Below are 17,252 nucleotides of genomic sequence, written 5' to 3'. Positions count from 1 at the left end.
TGTTTGTCGTCGCTCGCTGTTCGACTGCGCTCCCAGGGCTCTGTCTTCCTTCGTCGTTCGCAAACGAACAGCGTGTTTGCTCGCTCCTCAGTCCAGACAGAGCCCTCGCTCCGCCTCACGGCCGCTCGCGACGGGAGTCGTCGCTCGCTGTTCGACTGCGCTCCCAGGACTCCGCCTTCCTTCCTCGCTCGCACGACGAAGAGCGTGTCTTGCTCCCTCGTCGGTCCAGACGGAGCCCTCGCTCCGTCTCACGGCCGCTCGCGACGGGAGTCGTCGACTCGCTGTTCGGGTGCGCTCCCAGGGCTCTGTCTTCCTTCGTCGTTCGCAAACGAAGAGCGTGTTTGCTCGCTCCTCAGTCCAGACAGAGCCCCCGCTCCGCCTCACGGCCGCTCGCGATGGGAGTCGTCAGGGGACGAGGTAACCATGGCGTCGTCCGACCTCGATCGCCTTGCGTCGCGAGTCGACGCTGAGTTTCGCGTAGATCGCCTTGAGATGAGTCTTGACCGTGTTGACCGAAACGGACAGATCGGCAGCGATGTCGGACACGGAACACAGGTTCGGCAGCATGGTCAGCACTTCGAGCTCCCGCGGGGTGAGGGGAAGCCCGCCGCGCTGCCGCTCCGCCGGTCGCAGTCCCAGTACGGTCCTGATCAGCTCGGCGTGCTCGGATCCGAGGAGCTGGGAGTCGCCGGCGAGCAGCTCGATCACCGGTTCGGGCGCGATGATCAAGGGACGTAGCGCTCCCTGGCCGGCTGCCAGCTCGAGCGCTTCTCTCAGCAGGACGCGCGCTTCGGCCCGGCGTCGCAGCCGCAGACCCAAGGACGCCAGCTGGACCCGGCAGGCGACCTCGACCCACTCGGCCAGGGGCGCGTGTCGACCGTCGATGATCGAGTCGAGCAACTCCCGCCCGGCATCGTGGCGACCTCGGGCGATTGCGGCGCAGGCACGCAGATAGGCCACATCACCGGTCGATCCCAGTGTCGACCGCATGGCCTGCAGCACTTCTCGGGCCCGTTCAGCCTGGCCGAGTGCCAGGGAGATCTCCTGCTCCCACAGAGATCCGACAGCGAGAACCTTGCGACTGAGCGGATCGGAGGGAATTCTCGCCCGGATCTCGCGAAGCGCGGCGAGGGCCGAGTCGTCATGGTCGCCGAGGTCGTGCCGCGCCACCGCCACGACCATCGTGGCCAGCGCGGCCGTCGGCTGCTGGGCGGCGAGCTCGCCGGCGTGGAAACGGATCGACGGAGCGGCCAGGGAGATGGCTTGGACCGGATCGCCGGCCATCAGTGCGCTGTAGCAGCGGATGCCCGAGGTCACCGACTGCTCGGCCGTGCCGGACCACTGCGACTCGGGTGCCGACGCGTCGGCGCGGGCGGCGAGTGCGCCGGCTTCCTGCAACTCGCCGCGAGCCACAGCGACCACGGCCAAGATCACCGTTGCCTGGGCTGCCACGTACGGCTGGTCGCCGAGCTCGGCGGCCCGCAGGGACGAGGTCGCATGGCGGCGCGCCTCGTCGAGATCGCCGCCAGCGGCGCTGGCGAGAGCTGTGGTGAGGCGGCTGAGAGCGAGCTCCGACGGCAGGTTGAGGTCAAGCGGCAGATCCTGAGTGTCGGGTTCAGGCATCGGGACGTGGTCCAGCTCGCCCGACAGCCACGTGAGGCGGACCCGCACCAGAGCGCGAAGCCAACGGTGGGTAGCGGCGACGCGCTCGTCGTCGTCCGTGCGCCGAGCCAGCCGGCGGTCGGCGCGCTTGGCCAGCTCTGCCGCGATGGTCGCCTCGCCGGCGTCGAGGAAGGCCAGAGCGAGGACGAGCGCCACGGTGGGCTCGGCGTCCAGCGCCTCGGTCGGATACCGTCGCCAGGCGTCCCGAAGGACGTCGAACTGGCCCTCACCGAGCAGGGTCAACGCGTGCTCGTGCACGATGGCCGAGCTGACCGCTGGATCGCTGACGTGCGCGGCGCAGCGCAGCCCTGCAGCGGGGTCGCCGTCGGCGGCGTACCACCGGGCTGCAACGGCGTACAGCTGCTCCTTCAAGCGGGGATCGCAGCGGTGCAGGTCAGCCTTCAGGTGCGCCCGGAGCAGCGGATGAATGCGGAACCACTGCCGTCCCGAGCCATGGCTGACCACGAGCGAGGATTCCCGTTCGAGTGCGGTCAGCAGCTCGACGGCTTCCGAGGTGCCGGTCAGTGCCTCGGCCAGCGAGGCAGAGAGCTGGTCACAGATACTCAGTCGGCGCAGCATCGACCCGGCCTCGGTGGGCAGCCGGGAGAGCACCTCGCTGACCAGATAGTCGGCGATCGCCCGGTCGTTGCCGGCCAGATCGGTGAGGAAACCGTCAGGGTCATCGGTCGACGCGAGCGACATGGTGGCCAGCCGCAGGCCGGCCGCCCAGCCGCCGGTCTGTTCCACCAGGGTGGTGAGCTGATCGTCTCGTAGCCGCAGACCGCTCCGCTCGACGAGGTCACGGGCCTCGGCCTTCGTGAAAGCCAGCCGGTCGCTGCGCACCTCCACCAGCCGACCGGACACTCGCCAGCGCGCCAACGGCAACCTGGGATCGCTACGGGTTGCCAGGATGATCTGCAGTCCGTTCGGCAGGTAGCTCAGCAGCGACTCCACGACATTCATCGCCTCGCTCCCGGCCAACACGTGCAGGTCGTCGAGTACGAGTCGGACCGGGGCCTGCAGCCGGGCGAGACCCCCGGTCAGCCGCTCCGCGAACGCGAGTACGGCGGCGGCGTCGCCGGGCGGGTCGAGGAGGCGCACCGGGCTGTCTGCCGACACCGCGGCGCACGCACCGAGCGAGGCGAGGATCGTTGCCCACAGGGCAGTCTCGGATCTGTCGGCTCGATCGAGCGACACCCACGCCGTCCGCTCCGGGGTGCGGTTGCACCACTCGGCCACCAGGCTCGTCTTGCCGTGCCCCGCCGGTGCACTGAGCAGCAGGACCTGATCAACGGTGGCGGCGTCGAGGACCCCGAGCAGCCTGTCGCGCCGGACCCCACGATCCAAGGGCCGAGGAATGGCCAACTTGGCCGTCGGCACCGGGACCCGGGACGGCGCCCTGCCGTCCAGAGCAGACATGCGATTCACTGTAGTTGGCGACCCTGGGCTGCCAGGTAGGCCAAAAGTCCTCTGCTAGTCGTCCCGGGCGATCTGCTCGATCTTGTTGGATCTGCTCGATCTGTAGATAGCGCGAGACCGACAAGATCGAGCGGATGTGGGACGTCAGGTGGCGCGACGGGGGACGGCGCTCTTGAGTTCGTCGGCGGCGTGGTTCAGGTCGCCGTCGGTGGTGCCGGCCTCGAAGCTGAAGCGCAGTGCGGTCTGGGCGATCTCGGCCGGAATGCCCAGCGCCGTGAGCACGTGCGATGGCTCGTCGCTGCCGGCGGCGCAGGCCGACCCGCTGGAGCAGACCACGCCGTGGCGTTCGAGATCGAGCAACACCGACTCGCCGCTGATCCCCGGCAGCACGAAGGAGGCGTGGCCGGGCAGTCGCTGCGTACGGTGGCCGGTGAGCCGGGCATCAGGGACCCCGGCCTCCACCCGGGTGATGAAGCGATCACGCGTCGCCGCAAGCAGTGCCGGGTCGGCGGCGCGGGCGAGCCGCAGGGCGGTGGCCATCCCGACCGCGCCGGCGACGTCCTCGGTGCCCGACCGCAGACCGCGCTGCTGTCCGCCGCCATGGATCAGCGGCTCGATCGGGGTCCGGCGGCGTAGATAGAGCACGCCGATGCCCTTGGGTGCCCCGAGCTTGTGGCCGGAGATGCTGAGCGCTTGGACTCCTAGGTGGTCGACATTCAGCTCGAGCCAACCGGCGGCTTGCACCGCGTCGGTGTGGAACGGAATGTCGTGAGTACGCGTGATGGCAGTCAGCTCGGCGATCGGCTGGATGGTGCCGATCTCGTTGTTGGCGTACTGGATGCTGACCAGCGTGGTGTCGGGGCGGACTGCCGCAGCAAGTGCCTCGGGGGAGACCAGACCATCGGCATCGACACCCAGCTCCGTGACCTCGTAGCCGAGTCTGCCCAGCCAGCGCGCGGATTCCAGGACGGCCGGATGCTCGATCGCGGAGACGATCACGTGCCGGCCCCGGGGCGCCGCGAGCGCGATGCCCTTGATCGCCGTGTTGGCGCCTTCGGTGCCACCGGAGGTGAACGTGACCTCGGCCGGCCGGGCGCCGAGCACCTGGGCGACGGCGCGACGCGCTGCGTCGAGCCCCCGAGCCGCAGCCTCACCGACCTCGTGATGACTGGCCGGGTTGCCGTACGTCGTGGTCAGGTAGGGCCACATCGCCTCGAGCACCTGACGGCGTACGGGGGTGGTGGCTGCGGCATCCAGATAGGTCATCCGGAGTGGACCGTGATCATGAATGGTCGTCCACGACGACATCCAGACCGAGATCGAGCGCGCGGACGCTGTGGGTCAAGGCTCCGACGCTGATCACGTCGACACCGGTCTGGGCAATCGGGCCGATGGCGTCCAGGGTGATGCCGCCCGAGGCTTCGACGATGGCCCTTCCGTCGATCCGGCGGACACCCTCGACCAGGTCGTCGACGGAGAAGTTGTCCAGCATGATCGTGTCCGGTCCGGCGGCCAGCACCGTATCCAGCTGGTCCAGCCGGTCGATCTCCACCTCGATGTGCATGGTGTGCGGCAGCTCGGCCCGCGCTCGCCGTACCGCGGCAGCGATGTCGCCGACCACGGCGAGGTGGTTGTCCTTGGCCATCACCGCGTCGGACAACGAATAGCGGTGATTGTGGCCGCCCCCGCAGCGCACCGCGTGCCGCTCCAGCGCCCGCAGACCAGGGGTGGTCTTGCGGGTGTCGACGACGCGCGCCTTCGTGCCGGCCACCGCTTGGACATAGCGGGCGGTCTGCGTGGCGATGCCGGACATTCGTTGCACCAGGTTGAGCGCCACCCTTTCCGCCTGCAGCACGGCGCGAGCCGGCCCTTCCACCCGGGCCAGCACCTGTCCTGCGTCGAAGTGGTCGCCGTCTGTGGCCAGCAGGGTGACCTTCACGTTCGGGTCCAGTGTGGTCATGGCCACCTCGAAGACCTCGGCCCCGGCCAACACCCCCGGCTCGCGGGCGACCAATTCGGCGGTCGCCGTCGTCGTCGCCGGGATCAGGGTCTGGCTGGTGACATCGCCGTACGGCGCGTCCTCGGCGAGCGCCATCGTGACGACGGCCTCGATCTGTCGGCGTTGCAGGCTCATCGTGCTGCTCCCATTCCGGAGCTGCTCGGGTTGGTCGGCCTTGCTCGGTCTGCAGACCGAGCAGAGCCGACAAGATCGAGCAGACCAGTTGGGGTGGGGGTGAGGATGAGGCCGGAGTGCGCGACCTGGGTGGGATCGGTGGCGGGGAAGTCGGCGCGGTAGTGGCCGCCGCGAGACTCGGTACGCCGCAGCGCGCTCGCCGTGACTGCGCGAGCCACCAGCAGCAGGTTGGCGTCCTCGGCCGACTTGGCATCCGTGACATCCGGGGTACGCCAGCTGCGCAAGGTGGCCAGCGCTTCGGTCAGTCCCGTCGCCGTCCGGCTCAGCCCGACCGCCTCCCACATCAGCGCCTGCAGATCGCTGCGGGTGTACGGCTCCGCCTCTGGAGCATCGCCGAGCTCGACGGTCTGGGGTTGCGACCAGGTCTGGTCGAAACCGTCCTGCTGGCCCGTCAGCCCGTTGGCGACGCGGCCGCCGTACACCATGCCCTCCAGCAACGAGTTCGACGCGAGCCGGTTGGCGCCGTGCAGACCGGTACAGGCGACCTCGCCGACGGCGTACAGGCCCGGCACCGAGGTGCGGCCCCAGGTGTCGGTGCGCACGCCGCCCATCCAGTAGTGGGCCGCAGGGGTCACCGGGATCGGCTCGCGAGCCCAGTCGAATCCCCGCGCTCGGCAGTTCGCATCGATAGTGGGGAAGCGGCGGGCGAGGAACTCGGCGCCGAACTGGGTGGCATCGAGACACACCGGTACGCCGTGCTGACGTGCCATCTGGTCGGCGATGCCGCGTGCCACGACATCGCGCGGGGCGAGCTCGGCGGCGGGGTGGACCTCGAGCATGAACCGGCGCCCGTCGGTGTCGATCAGGGTCGCGCCCTCACCGCGGACGGCCTCGGAGATCAAGAAGTTGCCCGGCGCCGCGAGCGACGTCGGATGGAACTGGTAGAACTCCAGATCCGCCACCGCTGCACCGGCACGCAGGGCCAGCGCGACCCCATCGCCGGTGGCGACCTCGGGGTTGGTGGTGTAGCGGTAGAGCTGACCGGCGCCACCGGTGGCCAGGATCACCGCGTCGGCGGCCAGTGTGGTGCCGTCCAGCAGACGTACGCCCACAGCCCGCCCGGCGACCACCTCGATGTCGACCACGGTCGTATTCGTCAGTAGGGGAATGCCGGCCTCGGCCACCCGGTCCAGCAGCGCCGCCGAGATCGCCGCCCCGGTGGCATCGCCATCGACATGCAAGATCCGCGGGTGCTCGTGTGCAGCTTCCAGCCCGAGAGCCAGGCTGCCGTCGCGGCGACGATCGAAGCCCACGCCACGCTCGATGAGCTCGCCGACGGCGGCTGGACCGCCTTCGCACAGCACCGACGCGGCGGTCTGATCGCTCAGTCCGGCACCGGCGACCAGAGTGTCGGCGACGTGGCTGGCCGGGGAGTCCGGGGGAGCGACGACGACCGCGACGCCACCTTGGGCATAGCGGGTGTTGCTCTCTTCGGCGTCCGCCTTGGTGACCACGACCACGTCGTGCTCCCGAGCAAGATCGAGAGCAGCCGTGAGCCCGGCCACACCGGAGCCGATGATGCTTACACGCATGAGTGTCTCCTAGTCACCGGGTTAGCGAGGGAGCGCTGCGAGCATCCGCTCCAGCGCTACCTTGGCGTCGCGGGCCACCTCGTCGGCGACCACGATCTCGTTGCGGATCTCGCCTTCGACCAGGCCGTCCAGGGTCCAGGCGAGGTAGCCGGGGTGGATCCGATACATGGTCGAGCAGGGGCAGATCACCGGATCGAGGCAGAAGATCGTCTTGTCCGGGTTCTCGGCGGCGAGCCGGTTGACCAGGTTGATCTCGGTGCCGATGGCGATCACGTCGCCCGGACTGGCGGCGGCGACGAACTTGCGGATCGCATCCGTGGAGCCCGAGGCATCGGCGGCGTCCACCACCGGCATCGGGGACTCCGGGTGCACGATCACCTTGCAGCCCGGATACTGCGCCCGAGCCTGATCGATCTGCGCCACCGTGAATCGCTTGTGCACCGAGCAGAACCCGTGCCACAAGATCACCTTCGCGTCGATCAGATCGGCCTCGGTGTTGCCACCCAGCGGCTTGCGGGGATTCCACATCGGCATCTGCTCCAGCGGTACGCCCATCGCCTTGGCGGTGTTGCGGCCCAGGTGCTGATCGGGGAAGAACAGCACCCGGCGACCCCGGGCGAAGGCCCACTCCAGCACGGTTGCGGCATTCGACGACGTGCAGACGATGCCGCCATTCCGGCCGCAGAAGGCCTTCAGTGCAGCCGAGGAGTTCATGTAGGTGACCGGGATGACCGAGGCGAGCCCATCGGCGTCGGCTTCGTCGGCGTACACCTCCATCAGCTCTTCCCAGGCGGTCTCCACCGAGTCCTCGTCGGCCATGTCGGCCATCGAGCAGCCGGCAGCCAGATTCGGCAGGATCACGTGCTGCTCGGGGCGTGCCAGGATGTCGGCGGTCTCGGCCATGAAGTGCACCCCGCAGAACACGATGGTGCTGGCTTCCGGCCGGGTCAGCGCGGCGTTGGCCAGCTGGAAGGAGTCGCCGACGAAGTCGGCATACTGCACCACCTCGTCGCGCTGGTAGAAGTGACCCAGGATCACCAGATCGCTGCCCAGCTTCTCCTTGGCGGCACGGATCCGGGCGTGCAGCTCGTCGTCGCTCATCCGCTGGTACGCCGTCGGTAGCTGGCCGGGCCGGGTCACCGGGGTCGGGATGACGTCGAACTCGGAGGCGCCCGGCCCATAGCCGGGCGCCAGGTCGAAGTCCCACGGTCCCCGCGCCAGCTCGGCATCACAGCTGGAGCTCGGCGCAGCAGTGATCACATCATTGACGGAGAGCAGCGCGCGACTGTCGAGTGTCTGGGTCATGGACGGAGCCTCTCGGGAGTGGGATTGACCTGGAAGCGATAGAGGGCGGGGGGTCGGTGGCTGGTGCCGGTCAGGACCGTGCCGGTCGGGACGAGGGTCTTGGTTGCCAGAGCCTGGCGGCGGAAGTTGGCGGGGTCGATCTTCTTGCGCAGCACGGCTTCGTGCACCGCGCGGAGCTCGGCGAGGGTGAACTCAGGGCTGAGGAAGAACCGGGCGATCGGTGAGTAGGTGATCTTGCCGCGCAGCCGGTTGAGGGCATAGGTCACGATCGTGTTGTGGTCGAAGGCGAGCTCAGGGACCTCGTCGGCCAGGAACCACTCGACGTTCTCGCCGTCGATGGCCCGGGCCGCCTCGTCGGCTCGGACCAGCGCCCAGTAGACGATCGAGACGACTCGCTGCGGGGAGCGATCCGGCGCACCGAAGGAGTAGAGCTGCTCGAGGTAGTTCGAGGTGAGTCCGGTCGTCCGCTCCAGGGTGTGACGGGCGCTCGCCGACAGCTCCTCGTCGCATTGCAGCGGTCCGCCGGGCAACGCCCAGCGCCCGACGTGCGGCTCCCGGATCCGGCGCACCAGCGGCAGCCAGAGCGCGGTCTCGCCGCTCCGGGGGTGAGGGCGCAGAGCAAAGATCACCGTCGAGACGGCGAGCTCGATGCCCTGTTCCTTCATGACCCGGACCTTTTGGTAGATATGACTATAAGTCGTGGTGATCACGAGATTACGCCGCGACTTATGGTCAGGTCAACTTTTAGCCTCGTGATCCGGGCCACCTGTCGGCAAGGCCAATGGCACCCGCCCATCGGCCTGCACTCAACGGCCCCCAGCCTGGCGGCTCCGGCCTACCATCGACCTTGTGCGCACCGTGGCGCTCATGCTCGCTCTTGCCCTGCTCGTCCTGACCGGCTGCACCTGGTCCGGCAGCGAGCCGGGGCTGTTCGGCAAGCACGTGCGCGCCGAGTCGCCCAGCCCGCCTGCGCCGGAAAGGGCCAATCCGAGTCTGCCGGTGGCAGGCGAGACCACCTGGACCAGCGCGGAAGGTCAGCAGGTGACGATCCGGTTCGCCGTCCACGCGGTTAGGCGGGCGGCCGACGTGACCGTGCTCGATTGGTCGATCACTCCGCTGAGCGCGCCAGGCCGACAGCAGGGCGATGAACTGCCGACCGGCCTCGATCTCGGTCTGGACCGGGTCGATGACGGCGGTATCGGCATCGTGCTGCTCGATCCGGGGACCCAGCGGGTGTATCGGCCGCTCGTCTCCAAGGCACAGCGAGCCCGTCACTGTCTGTGTACGCCGCTCTGGGCAGTCTCGAGGATGCTCCGGCTCGGTGAGACCCGGCTCCTGCAGGTGGCCTTTCCGCCGCTGCCGGCTCGGACCCGAAGCGTCGATGTGATCGCGGCGACCTTGCCACCCTTCAGTCACGTCCTGGTCAGCGCGGCTGGTCAGGTGCCGACGGCTACCTACCCCGCCGAGCTGAGCCGACCAGCGGAGCCGATCCGGCCGCTGGTGGCGCCACAGTTCTTCCAGACCGCCGAGGACGAAGCGAGCCGACGGACCGCCACCCTGCGAGTGGACCTGGTGCTGGCCAGCACCACCTCGACCACGGTCCGGTGGACCTTGCGGTCGATGAGCCCCCAGCGAGCCTTCCTCGCCCGGCCGCTCGGTCCACCGCTGGTCGCTCCTGCTCGCTCCGATGGGAAGGAGATCAGCACGAACGCGGCCAGCGGGCCGACCCTGGCCGCCGCCGGGCGACAGCCGACGGGCGTTCGCTGGATGACCGGGGAGATCGACGGTCAGCCAATCCTTGAATGTCTGTGCACCAATCTCGACTTCTGGGCGATCGGATTGCGGGAGGCAGGGAGTGCGGCGCAGCTGGTCAGCGTCTACCCGCCGCTGCCGCGGGGCACCGACCAGGTGGACATCGCGTTGCCCGGCGTGGCGAACTTGATCCGGTTGTCCGTCACGCCGGCGCCGGACGGGGCGACCCGGGTCGGTCCGGCAACGCAGGTCACGAAGCGGACCTGGCGCTACGACTCGGGGCAACCGCAACCCGGCTGGTCCAGCGTTGACTGGCCGACCCCGGTCCCGGAGTCCGGCCAGGTCTCGGCTTATCAGCGCCGCGTCGACCGGTTGGCGACTCATGGATGACGAAGTCCCCGACATCGCCGGGCCGCAGCTGACCGCGGGCCAGGTGGGACGTATGTACCGCCGCGGGCCACACCTGACCTCGGGCCAGGTGGGATGTATGTACGTTTCGCGCTGCGGGGCCACACCTGACCGCGGATCGTGCGTGGACCTCCGTAGCTGAGGTGATCGAAAGGTGCGTGGATGCTGTTTCATCTCCGGCGAAACAGCATCTGCGCACCTTTCGATGGCGATTTGCGGCCGCGACGGAGTCGAGTGGCGACTTCTGGTGCCGAGAACCAAAATCCGGGACTAACGTCGATGGGTGCACCCGGTGGACTTCGCCGAGCTCGGTCTGCGGGTCGGACCGATCTTGCTCTTCGTGGTGGCGATCACCGTGGTGGCCGAACTGTCCGACGCGATCGGACTGTTCGTGCTGGTCGCCCGATGGGCGGCCGTGCTGGGCCGCGGCTCGGTGCTGGGACTGTGGCTCCTGATCGTGCTGCTGGCCAGTGTGGCAACGGCTGTGCTCTCGCTGGACACCACCGCCGTGCTGCTCACCCCGGTGGTGCTCGTGCTCGCTCGACGGCTGGCGCTCAGCGAAGAGCTCTTTGCCTTCACGGCAGTGTGGCTGGCCAATACCGCCTCGCTGATCCTGCCGGTATCCAACCTGACCAACTTGCTGGCTGCCGGCCGGTTCCGCGCAGGGGGCGTGTCCTTCACGGCGACGATGTGGGCACCGGCGCTGGCGATCTGGGCCGTGACGGTGGCGGTGCTCGCGCTCGTGTTCCGGGCGCGGCTGCGGGGGCGCTATCAAGTGCCCACCTCGTTCCCGTCCGAGGACCGGGTGCTGCTGATCATTGCGGGAATGGTGTGCGCCGGCCTTGGGCTGGCCTTCTCCCTTGGTGTGAACGTGGCCGTGGCCGCTGTGATCGGTGCGCTGGTGCTGGTCGTCGCCTGCCTGCTGCGGCGACCGCGACTGGTGGGTTGGCGACTGGTGCCCTGGCAGCTGGTGTCGGGTGTGAGCGTGCTGTTCGTGATCGTCGAGATCGCGCATGCCAACGGGCTCGGCACCTGGCTGATGAGCCTGGTAGGCCAGGGGACGACCTGGACAGACCTGGTGCGGCTCGCCGGGATCTCCGCGGTGGGAGCGAATCTGGTCAACAACCTGCCCGCCTACTTGATGTTGGAGCCGACGGCCGTGGACGCGCCGGAGCGGATCGCTGCCTTACTGATCGGGGTCAACGCCGGACCGCTGATCACACCGTGGGCGAGCCTGGCGACCCTGCTGTGGGCAGCTCGCTGCCGCGCCGCCGGGCTGAACCTGTCCTGGGCGCGTTTTGCGCTGCTCGGGCTGCTCCTCGTGCCGCTCTGCCTGATGGCCGGGACCGCAGCACTCTGGGCTTAGGAAGGCGGCCCTCGGCATCGCCCGCCCTCTTATGGATGATGAAATCCCCGGCATCGGAGGTCTCGTCCACAGGCTCAGCGCGACCTCGAGCGTCATCCACAGATTGCCGATGACCCCGTACGAAACCGGCCTGACGTGCACATTGTCTGGGCATGCATGCACGCATCGACCCATCAGACCGGCTCCTTGCGACGGCGGCCCATCAGGGCGGCGTCGTCAGCGCCGAGCAGCTGGCCCTCTTCGGCTTCAACCTTCGGTCCGTTGATCGCCTGGTCAGCCAACAAAGCTGGCAGCGATTGACTCCTGGCCTCTATCCGCTGGGTGTCGGGCAGCCCTCTTGGGAAGGACTCGCCTGGGGAGGTGTGCTCCTTGGCGGTTCCGAGTCCCGGTTGGGATTCGAGGCGGCGGGACATCTGTGGGAGCTGGTGGCAGACCCGCCGCGGACGATCACGGTGCTGACTCCGCACGGCCGGTATATCGCCCCACGCGGTTGCTGGGACTTCCGACAAGAGCGACCAGGCAGCCGCTCGACCAAGAGTCCCGGGTCGCCTCCCCGGACCACGGTCGAGGACACCGTGCTCGATCTCTGCAGCCGGTCGAGCGCGCGGGAGGCGATCGGTATCCTCACGGCCGCGGTCCAGTGTGGTCGAACAACGAGCGGCCGGATTCTGAGGTGCCTCGATGGTCGCCAACGGGTGCGCCATCGGAAGCTGTTGCACGAGTTGCTCAGCGATGTCGCGGAGGGCGCCGAGTCACCTCTGGAGATGCGCTACCTACGGGATGTCGAACGTGCCCACGGATTGCCCCGGGCCATCCGTCAGGCGCGCAGCAGAAATGGCCGAGCGTTCCGCGACCTGCTCTATGAGGAGTTCGCCACGATCATCGAGCTGGATGGAAGGATCCACATCGCCGGGCGATTTCGGGACATGCAGCGCGACAACCTTGCCCTACTGGGTGGACGGGTCACTCTCCGTTACGGCTGGCACGACGTTGCCGACCGCCCGTGCGAGGTGGCCTGGCAGGTCGCCGCGCTGCTTGTCGACCGCGGGTGGGCCGGATTGCCGACCCGCTGCGCCCATTGTGAGCACGCCAGCGATGCTGATCTGAGCGGCGACCTGTCAGGTTGGAGCTGAGGGTGCCCTCCGCGCAACTCTATGGATAGTTTCGTCACCGACATCGGTGACGAAACTATCCGTTAGTGAGCCGAGCCCTGCTTCTTCTTGATGCCGAAGGTCGTGTAGGCCAGGGTGATCAGGGCGGTGATACAGAGCAGGATCAGCCCGATGGTGTAGCTGTGGGTCGCCTCGTTGTAGGTCGCGCCCATCACGAGCGGCGGGAAGTAGCCGCCGAGCCCGCCGGCGGCGCCGACGATGCCGGTCACCGTGCCGACCTTCTCCGCCGGCGCCAGTTGGGCCACCCAGGCGAAGACGCCACCGGTGCCCAGCCCGAGGAAGACGGCCATCAGGACGAACGCACTGCCGGCGAGGAGTTCCGGCGGGAGCTTGAGCGAGATCACGATCGCCATCACCGCGGCACCGGTGAGCGAGATCATCAGCACCGCCTTCGGACCGATCCTGTCCGAGAGGATGCCACCGACCGGCCGGGCGATCACGGCCGCGATCGCGAAACCGGCGGTCCGGGTGCCGGCGCCGGTCAGGTCGAACTCGTAGACGTCCTTCAGGTACGTCGGCAGATAGGTCGAGAACGCGACGAAGCCGCCGAAGGTCACCGCATACAGGAAGGCCATCTGCCAGGTGACGCCGAGCTTGGCGGCGGCAGCCAGCTTCGGCAGCACCGGCGCGGTGTTCGGCGACCAGAGCGGCGAGTCGCGCATCATCGTCCAGATGATCACGCCGACCACCGCCAAGGCGACGGCGATGATCAGGTGCGTGGTGACGTAGCCGAAGGTGTTGACCATCCGGGGAGTGAAGAATGCCGACAGCGCGGTGCCGCCCATGCCGGCACCGAAGACGCCGGTGGCGAAGCCACGGCGCGGCTTCTCGAACCAGGCGTTGACGAAGGGGATGCCGATCGCGAACGTGGTGCCGGCGATGCCGAGCAGGAAGCTGAACACCATCAGCAGCACGAAGGACTGCATGGTTCCCGCCAGGCAGACCAGCAGGACCGGCACGATCGAGGCGAACAGCATGACGGTGAACATCACCCGGCCGCCGAAACGGTCGGTGAGGGCACCGATCGGGATTCGGCCCAGAGAGCCGACGAGCACGGGCGTGGCGATCAGCAACGAGCGCTGGTTGGCGTCCAGCCCCAGTTCCTGCATGTAGCGGACGCCGAGCGGCGCGATCAGGTTCCACGCCCAGAAGGTGATGGTGAAGGCGAGCAGGGCCAGCAGCAGATTGCGGGTCTGGCTCGATTTGTCGATCATCGCGGCGCCGGAGGCGGTGTGGGACTGTGACATGGTCTCTCTTGTTTCCGGGGAAGGGCGCTTCGTCCAGGACGAACGGCGCTCAGCGGTTGCTGGACGATCGGTCTCGGGTGCCGACCGGATCCCAGCCACGGTGGCCAGGAGTGGCTCCCGGGCGCGTCTGGTCATCGCGACTGCGATAGACGATGTACGGCCGGAAGAGGTAGTGGAGCGGTGCGGAGAAGACGTGCACCAGACGGGTGAACGGCCAGAGGGCGAACAACGCCATCCCGACCAGGGTGTGCAGCTTGAACGCGAACGACGACTCGCTCATCGAGGCGATATCCGGTTGCAGGATGAACACCGAACGGAACCACGGTGCGACCGTCTCGCGGTAGGAGGGTCCGTGATCGGGAGCAACCACACTGAGCACGGTGGTGGCCAGCCCGGCGAGAATCGCCGCGACCAGAACGACGTACATCAGCTTGTCGTTCTTCGTGGTGGCCATGAACACCGGGCCGGTGGTGCGGCGGCGGTAGATCAGAATCGACACTCCGACCAGGGTCGCGAAGCCCGCCACCGAGCCGAGCGCGAGGGCGTTGATGTGGTAGAGGTGCTCGCTGATCCCGACCCGGTCGGTCCAGGACTTGGGGATCACCAGACCGATGAAATGCCCGCCGACCACCACCAGGATGCCGAAGTGGAACAACGGCGACCCGATCCGCAGCAGCCGCGACTCGTACAGCTGGGAAGACCGGGTGGTCCAGCCGAACTGGTCGTAGCGATAGCGCCAGATGGTGCCGCCCACCAAGGTGGCGAGCATCAGATAGGGGAGTACGCCCCACAGCAAGACGTCCATCAGGCACTCACCGTTCCCAGGTCGAGCTGCCTCAGATTCGAACTGAGGGGCAGCAGTCGTGGATCGCCGGCGTCCAGCCCGACGGTCTCGGTCGGCGGTCCGGCAGCAGCCATCGCGAGCACGGACTGTCGGTCCTTGGGTGAGGCGCCGGGCAGGGTGGCGCACACGGCGGTGATCACCCCGGCGTACGGGGTGCGCCGGTCGAGCAGCGCCAGCCGCAGCAGTTCGAGACTGCGCCGGAACTCCTGCAGCAGCGCCGCACCGTCGACCGGATCGACCCGCGCGGCGTACTCGAGGATCAACGGCAGATAGTCCGGCAGCTCACCGTGGGTGTTGACCAGGAAGTTCGACCGGCGATAACGCTGCTTGACCGCGGCCAATGTCTCGCCGCGCCGGCGGGTATCGCCGTCGGTGTAGTACGACAGATACAGCGTGTGCTTGCGGGACAGATCGAAGGTCTCGACGTAGTGATTCTGCAAGGTCCGCTCCGGCGTACTGGCCCACAGGTCCAGCACACCGACGAAGTCGCTCAGCCGACCGGGCGCGGCATCGGCGAGCGCGGCGCGTACCAACTCGGCCTGCTCGATGAGCTCGGGGTCGGGATAGCCGAGCACGACCGAGGCGGCCTGCCAGACGACCCGATCTGCGTGCCGGGGGTGGGTGGGATGGCCTGAGCGAGATGGATGCATCACGGGCCCTACTTCTTCCCGACACTGGAGTGTTCGGGGAACAGCCCTTCGGGTGAGCCGTTGCCGTCCCAGTTGAGCAGGTTGACCCGGCCCTTCAGGTTGGATCCAGAGGCCGAGCTGTCCGAGGTCTGTCGCTGCTTGAGCGCCTGGAAGGTCTCCACCGCCACCGGAGTCGGCCGGCCACTGGCCTCGCCGAACGGTCCCGACTCACCGATCATCTCGTATGGCCCGCCGTCGAAGTCGAGCGAGCAGCCCATCTCCTCCAGATCGTGCGCCTGCTCCACGTGGGCCTTGGGGATGACATAGCGCTCGTCGTATTTGGCAATGGCGAGCAGCCGGTACATCTCGCGGATCTCGGTGCCGGTCATGCCAACCGCGGTGGCGATCGACTCGTCGGCCGGCCGGCCCAGGGTGACATTGCGCATGTACGCCCGCATCGCCGCCAGGATGGACAGCACCCGATCGATCTGCGCGGTGTCGCCGGCGGTGAACAGTTCCGCCAGATATTCCACCGGGATCCGCAGCTCGCGGAGGGCCCCGAACAGCACCCCGGCTTCCTCCGCGTCGTGGCCCTGGTCGCGCAGCAGATCGACGATCGGCGACAGCGGCGGGATGTACCAGACCATCGGCATGGTCCGGTATTCCGGATGCAGCGGCAGCGCCACCTTGTATTTCTTGGCCAGCGCGTAGACCGGGGACCGCCGGGCGGCATCCAGCCAGTCGGCCGGGATGCCCTGCTGCCGGGCGTTGGCGATCACCTCGGGATCGTTCGGATCCAAGATCACGTCCAGGTGCGCCTGGTAGAGCTGCTTCTCGTCCTTGGTGGCGGCGGCTGCGGTGACCGCGTCGGCGTCATAGAGGAACAGACCGAGATAGCGCAGCCGGCCAACGCAGGTCTCCGAACAGACCGTCGGCAGTCCGACCTCCACCCGCGGGTAGCAGAAGGTGCACTTCTCGGCCTTGCCGGTCTTGTGGTTGAAGTAGATCTTCTTGTACGGGCAGCCGGTCATGCACTGCCGCCAGCCGCGGCACTTGTCCTGGTCGACCAGCACGATCCCGTCTTCGGACCGCTTGTAGATCGCACCGGACGGGCAGGAGGCCATGCAGGCCGGGTTGAGGCAGTGCTCGCAGATCCGCGGCAGATAGAACATGAAGGTCTTCTCGAACTCGAATTTGATCTTCTCGTTCGACTCCTGCCGGACCTTCGCCACGATCGGGTCCAGGTGACCCATTTCGGTCGTGCCGCCGAGATCGTCGTCCCAGTTGGCCGACCAGGTGACCTTCATGTCCTCGCCGGTGATCAGCGATTTGGGCCGCGCGACCGGGAAGTCGTCACCCAGCGGCGCATCGATCAAAGCGTGATAGTCGTACGTCCAGGGCTCGTAGTAGTCCTTCAGCTCCGGCTGGATCGGGGAGGCGAAGATGCCTAGCAGTCGCTTCCAGCGCGGACCGGTACGCAGCTGCAACCGGCCGCGCCGGTTGAGGGTCCAGCCGCCCTTCCATTTGTCCTGGTCCTCATAACGTCGCGGATAGCCCTGGCCGGGCCGGGTCTCGACGTTGTTGAACCAGACGTACTCGGTGCCAGACCGGTTCGTCCAGGCCTGCTTGCAGGTCACCGAGCAGGTGTGGCACCCGATGCATTTGTCCAGGTTCATCACCATGCCCATCTGGGCCATGACTCTCATCGGTCGCTGCTCCCCA

13 protein-coding genes are annotated in these 17,252 nt (G+C 68.0%); 3 read left to right on the top strand and 10 right to left on the bottom strand.

From position 1 onward, the window contains the following. Positions 1 to 405: 405 nt before the first annotated feature. The 6 genes from MLP_RS22610 to MLP_RS22585 all read right to left on the bottom strand — a co-directional run bounded on the left by MLP_RS22610 (position 406) and on the right by MLP_RS22585 (position 8,777). Positions 406 to 3,081: a LuxR C-terminal-related transcriptional regulator gene (locus MLP_RS22610; RefSeq protein WP_083843916.1), complete on the bottom strand. Its 2,676-nt coding sequence runs from the start codon at positions 3,079 to 3,081 to the stop codon at positions 406 to 408. Between the two features lie 144 nt (positions 3,082 to 3,225). Continuing rightward, entirely contained in the window at positions 3,226 to 4,347 is a 1,122-nt protein-coding gene (locus MLP_RS22605) for a cysteine desulfurase family protein (RefSeq protein WP_013865519.1), read from the bottom strand. 16 nt (positions 4,348 to 4,363) lie between these two features. After that, positions 4,364 to 5,215, bottom strand: coding sequence for a carboxylating nicotinate-nucleotide diphosphorylase (gene nadC / locus MLP_RS22600; protein ID WP_013865518.1), 852 nt, complete (start codon positions 5,213 to 5,215; stop codon positions 4,364 to 4,366). Further along, positions 5,212 to 6,807, bottom strand: coding sequence for an L-aspartate oxidase (gene nadB / locus MLP_RS22595; protein ID WP_013865517.1), 1,596 nt, complete (start codon positions 6,805 to 6,807; stop codon positions 5,212 to 5,214). Before nadB ends, nadC begins: the two co-directional genes overlap by 4 nt. 21 nt (positions 6,808 to 6,828) lie before the next feature. Continuing rightward, positions 6,829 to 8,112: a quinolinate synthase NadA gene (nadA, locus tag MLP_RS22590; RefSeq protein WP_013865516.1), complete on the bottom strand. Its 1,284-nt coding sequence runs from the start codon at positions 8,110 to 8,112 to the stop codon at positions 6,829 to 6,831. Further along, positions 8,109 to 8,777, bottom strand: a complete 669-nt coding sequence (locus MLP_RS22585; protein ID WP_013865515.1) for an NUDIX hydrolase — start codon at positions 8,775 to 8,777, stop codon at positions 8,109 to 8,111. Before MLP_RS22585 ends, nadA begins: the two co-directional genes overlap by 4 nt. Positions 8,778 to 8,961: 184 nt before the next feature. On the opposite strand from MLP_RS22585, the gene MLP_RS22580 reads away from it, so the two are divergent. The 3 genes from MLP_RS22580 (at position 8,962) to MLP_RS26790 (ending at position 12,771) form a co-directional block, all read left to right on the top strand. Further along, the gene (locus MLP_RS22580) at positions 8,962 to 10,254 is read left to right on the top strand and encodes a hypothetical protein (RefSeq protein WP_013865514.1); all 1,293 of its coding nucleotides are present in this window, start codon (positions 8,962 to 8,964) and stop codon (positions 10,252 to 10,254) included. A gap of 301 nt (positions 10,255 to 10,555) precedes the next feature. Further along, positions 10,556 to 11,638 carry an SLC13 family permease gene (locus MLP_RS22575; protein ID WP_013865513.1) on the top strand — a complete coding sequence of 361 codons (1,083 nt, stop codon included), beginning with the start codon at positions 10,556 to 10,558 and terminating at the stop codon, positions 11,636 to 11,638. A gap of 152 nt (positions 11,639 to 11,790) precedes the next feature. After that, positions 11,791 to 12,771: a type IV toxin-antitoxin system AbiEi family antitoxin domain-containing protein gene (locus tag MLP_RS26790; protein WP_013865512.1), complete on the top strand. Its 981-nt coding sequence runs from the start codon at positions 11,791 to 11,793 to the stop codon at positions 12,769 to 12,771. 62 nt (positions 12,772 to 12,833) lie between these two features. On the opposite strand, the gene MLP_RS22565 is transcribed toward MLP_RS26790, so the two are convergent. Genes MLP_RS22565 through narH form a run of 4 tightly spaced genes read right to left on the bottom strand, consistent with a single transcriptional unit; the run spans position 12,834 to position 17,236 of the window. Next, positions 12,834 to 14,057, bottom strand: coding sequence for an MFS transporter (locus tag MLP_RS22565; protein WP_013865511.1), 1,224 nt, complete (start codon positions 14,055 to 14,057; stop codon positions 12,834 to 12,836). A gap of 49 nt (positions 14,058 to 14,106) precedes the next feature. Further along, a complete protein-coding gene (narI, locus tag MLP_RS22560) occupies positions 14,107 to 14,862 on the bottom strand; it encodes a respiratory nitrate reductase subunit gamma (protein WP_013865510.1) in 756 nt (251 codons plus the stop codon). Continuing rightward, entirely contained in the window at positions 14,862 to 15,551 is a 690-nt protein-coding gene (narJ, locus tag MLP_RS22555) for a nitrate reductase molybdenum cofactor assembly chaperone (protein WP_049804643.1), read from the bottom strand. Before narJ ends, narI begins: the two co-directional genes overlap by 1 nt. A gap of 8 nt (positions 15,552 to 15,559) precedes the next feature. Next, positions 15,560 to 17,236: a nitrate reductase subunit beta gene (narH, locus tag MLP_RS22550; RefSeq protein ID WP_041790489.1), complete on the bottom strand. Its 1,677-nt coding sequence runs from the start codon at positions 17,234 to 17,236 to the stop codon at positions 15,560 to 15,562. Between the last annotated feature and the right edge of the window lie 16 nt (positions 17,237 to 17,252).

It is taken from the genome of Microlunatus phosphovorus NM-1, from assembly GCF_000270245.1.
GTDB classification, from domain to species: Bacteria; Actinomycetota; Actinomycetes; order Propionibacteriales; family Propionibacteriaceae; genus Microlunatus; species Microlunatus phosphovorus.
The sequence above is the reverse complement of the archived record's forward strand: the minus strand, read 5'-3'. Positions and strand labels throughout refer to the sequence as shown.

Coding starts and splice junctions, on each gene's coding strand:
- MLP_RS22610 (WP_083843916.1), bottom strand. CDS start 3,081: ATGTCTGCTCTGGACGGCAGGGCGCCGTCCCGGGTCCCGGTGCCGACG.
- MLP_RS22605 (WP_013865519.1), bottom strand. CDS start 4,347: ATGACCTATCTGGATGCCGCAGCCACCACCCCCGTACGCCGTCAGGTG.
- nadC (WP_013865518.1), bottom strand. CDS start 5,215: ATGAGCCTGCAACGCCGACAGATCGAGGCCGTCGTCACGATGGCGCTC.
- nadB (WP_013865517.1), bottom strand. CDS start 6,807: ATGCGTGTAAGCATCATCGGCTCCGGTGTGGCCGGGCTCACGGCTGCT.
- nadA (WP_013865516.1), bottom strand. CDS start 8,112: ATGACCCAGACACTCGACAGTCGCGCGCTGCTCTCCGTCAATGATGTG.
- MLP_RS22585 (WP_013865515.1), bottom strand. CDS start 8,777: ATGAAGGAACAGGGCATCGAGCTCGCCGTCTCGACGGTGATCTTTGCT.
- MLP_RS26790 (WP_013865512.1), top strand. CDS start 11,791: ATGCATGCACGCATCGACCCATCAGACCGGCTCCTTGCGACGGCGGCC.
- MLP_RS22565 (WP_013865511.1), bottom strand. CDS start 14,057: ATGTCACAGTCCCACACCGCCTCCGGCGCCGCGATGATCGACAAATCG.
- narI (WP_013865510.1), bottom strand. CDS start 14,862: ATGGACGTCTTGCTGTGGGGCGTACTCCCCTATCTGATGCTCGCCACC.
- narJ (WP_049804643.1), bottom strand. CDS start 15,551: ATGCATCCATCTCGCTCAGGCCATCCCACCCACCCCCGGCACGCAGAT.
- narH (WP_041790489.1), bottom strand. CDS start 17,236: ATGAGAGTCATGGCCCAGATGGGCATGGTGATGAACCTGGACAAATGC.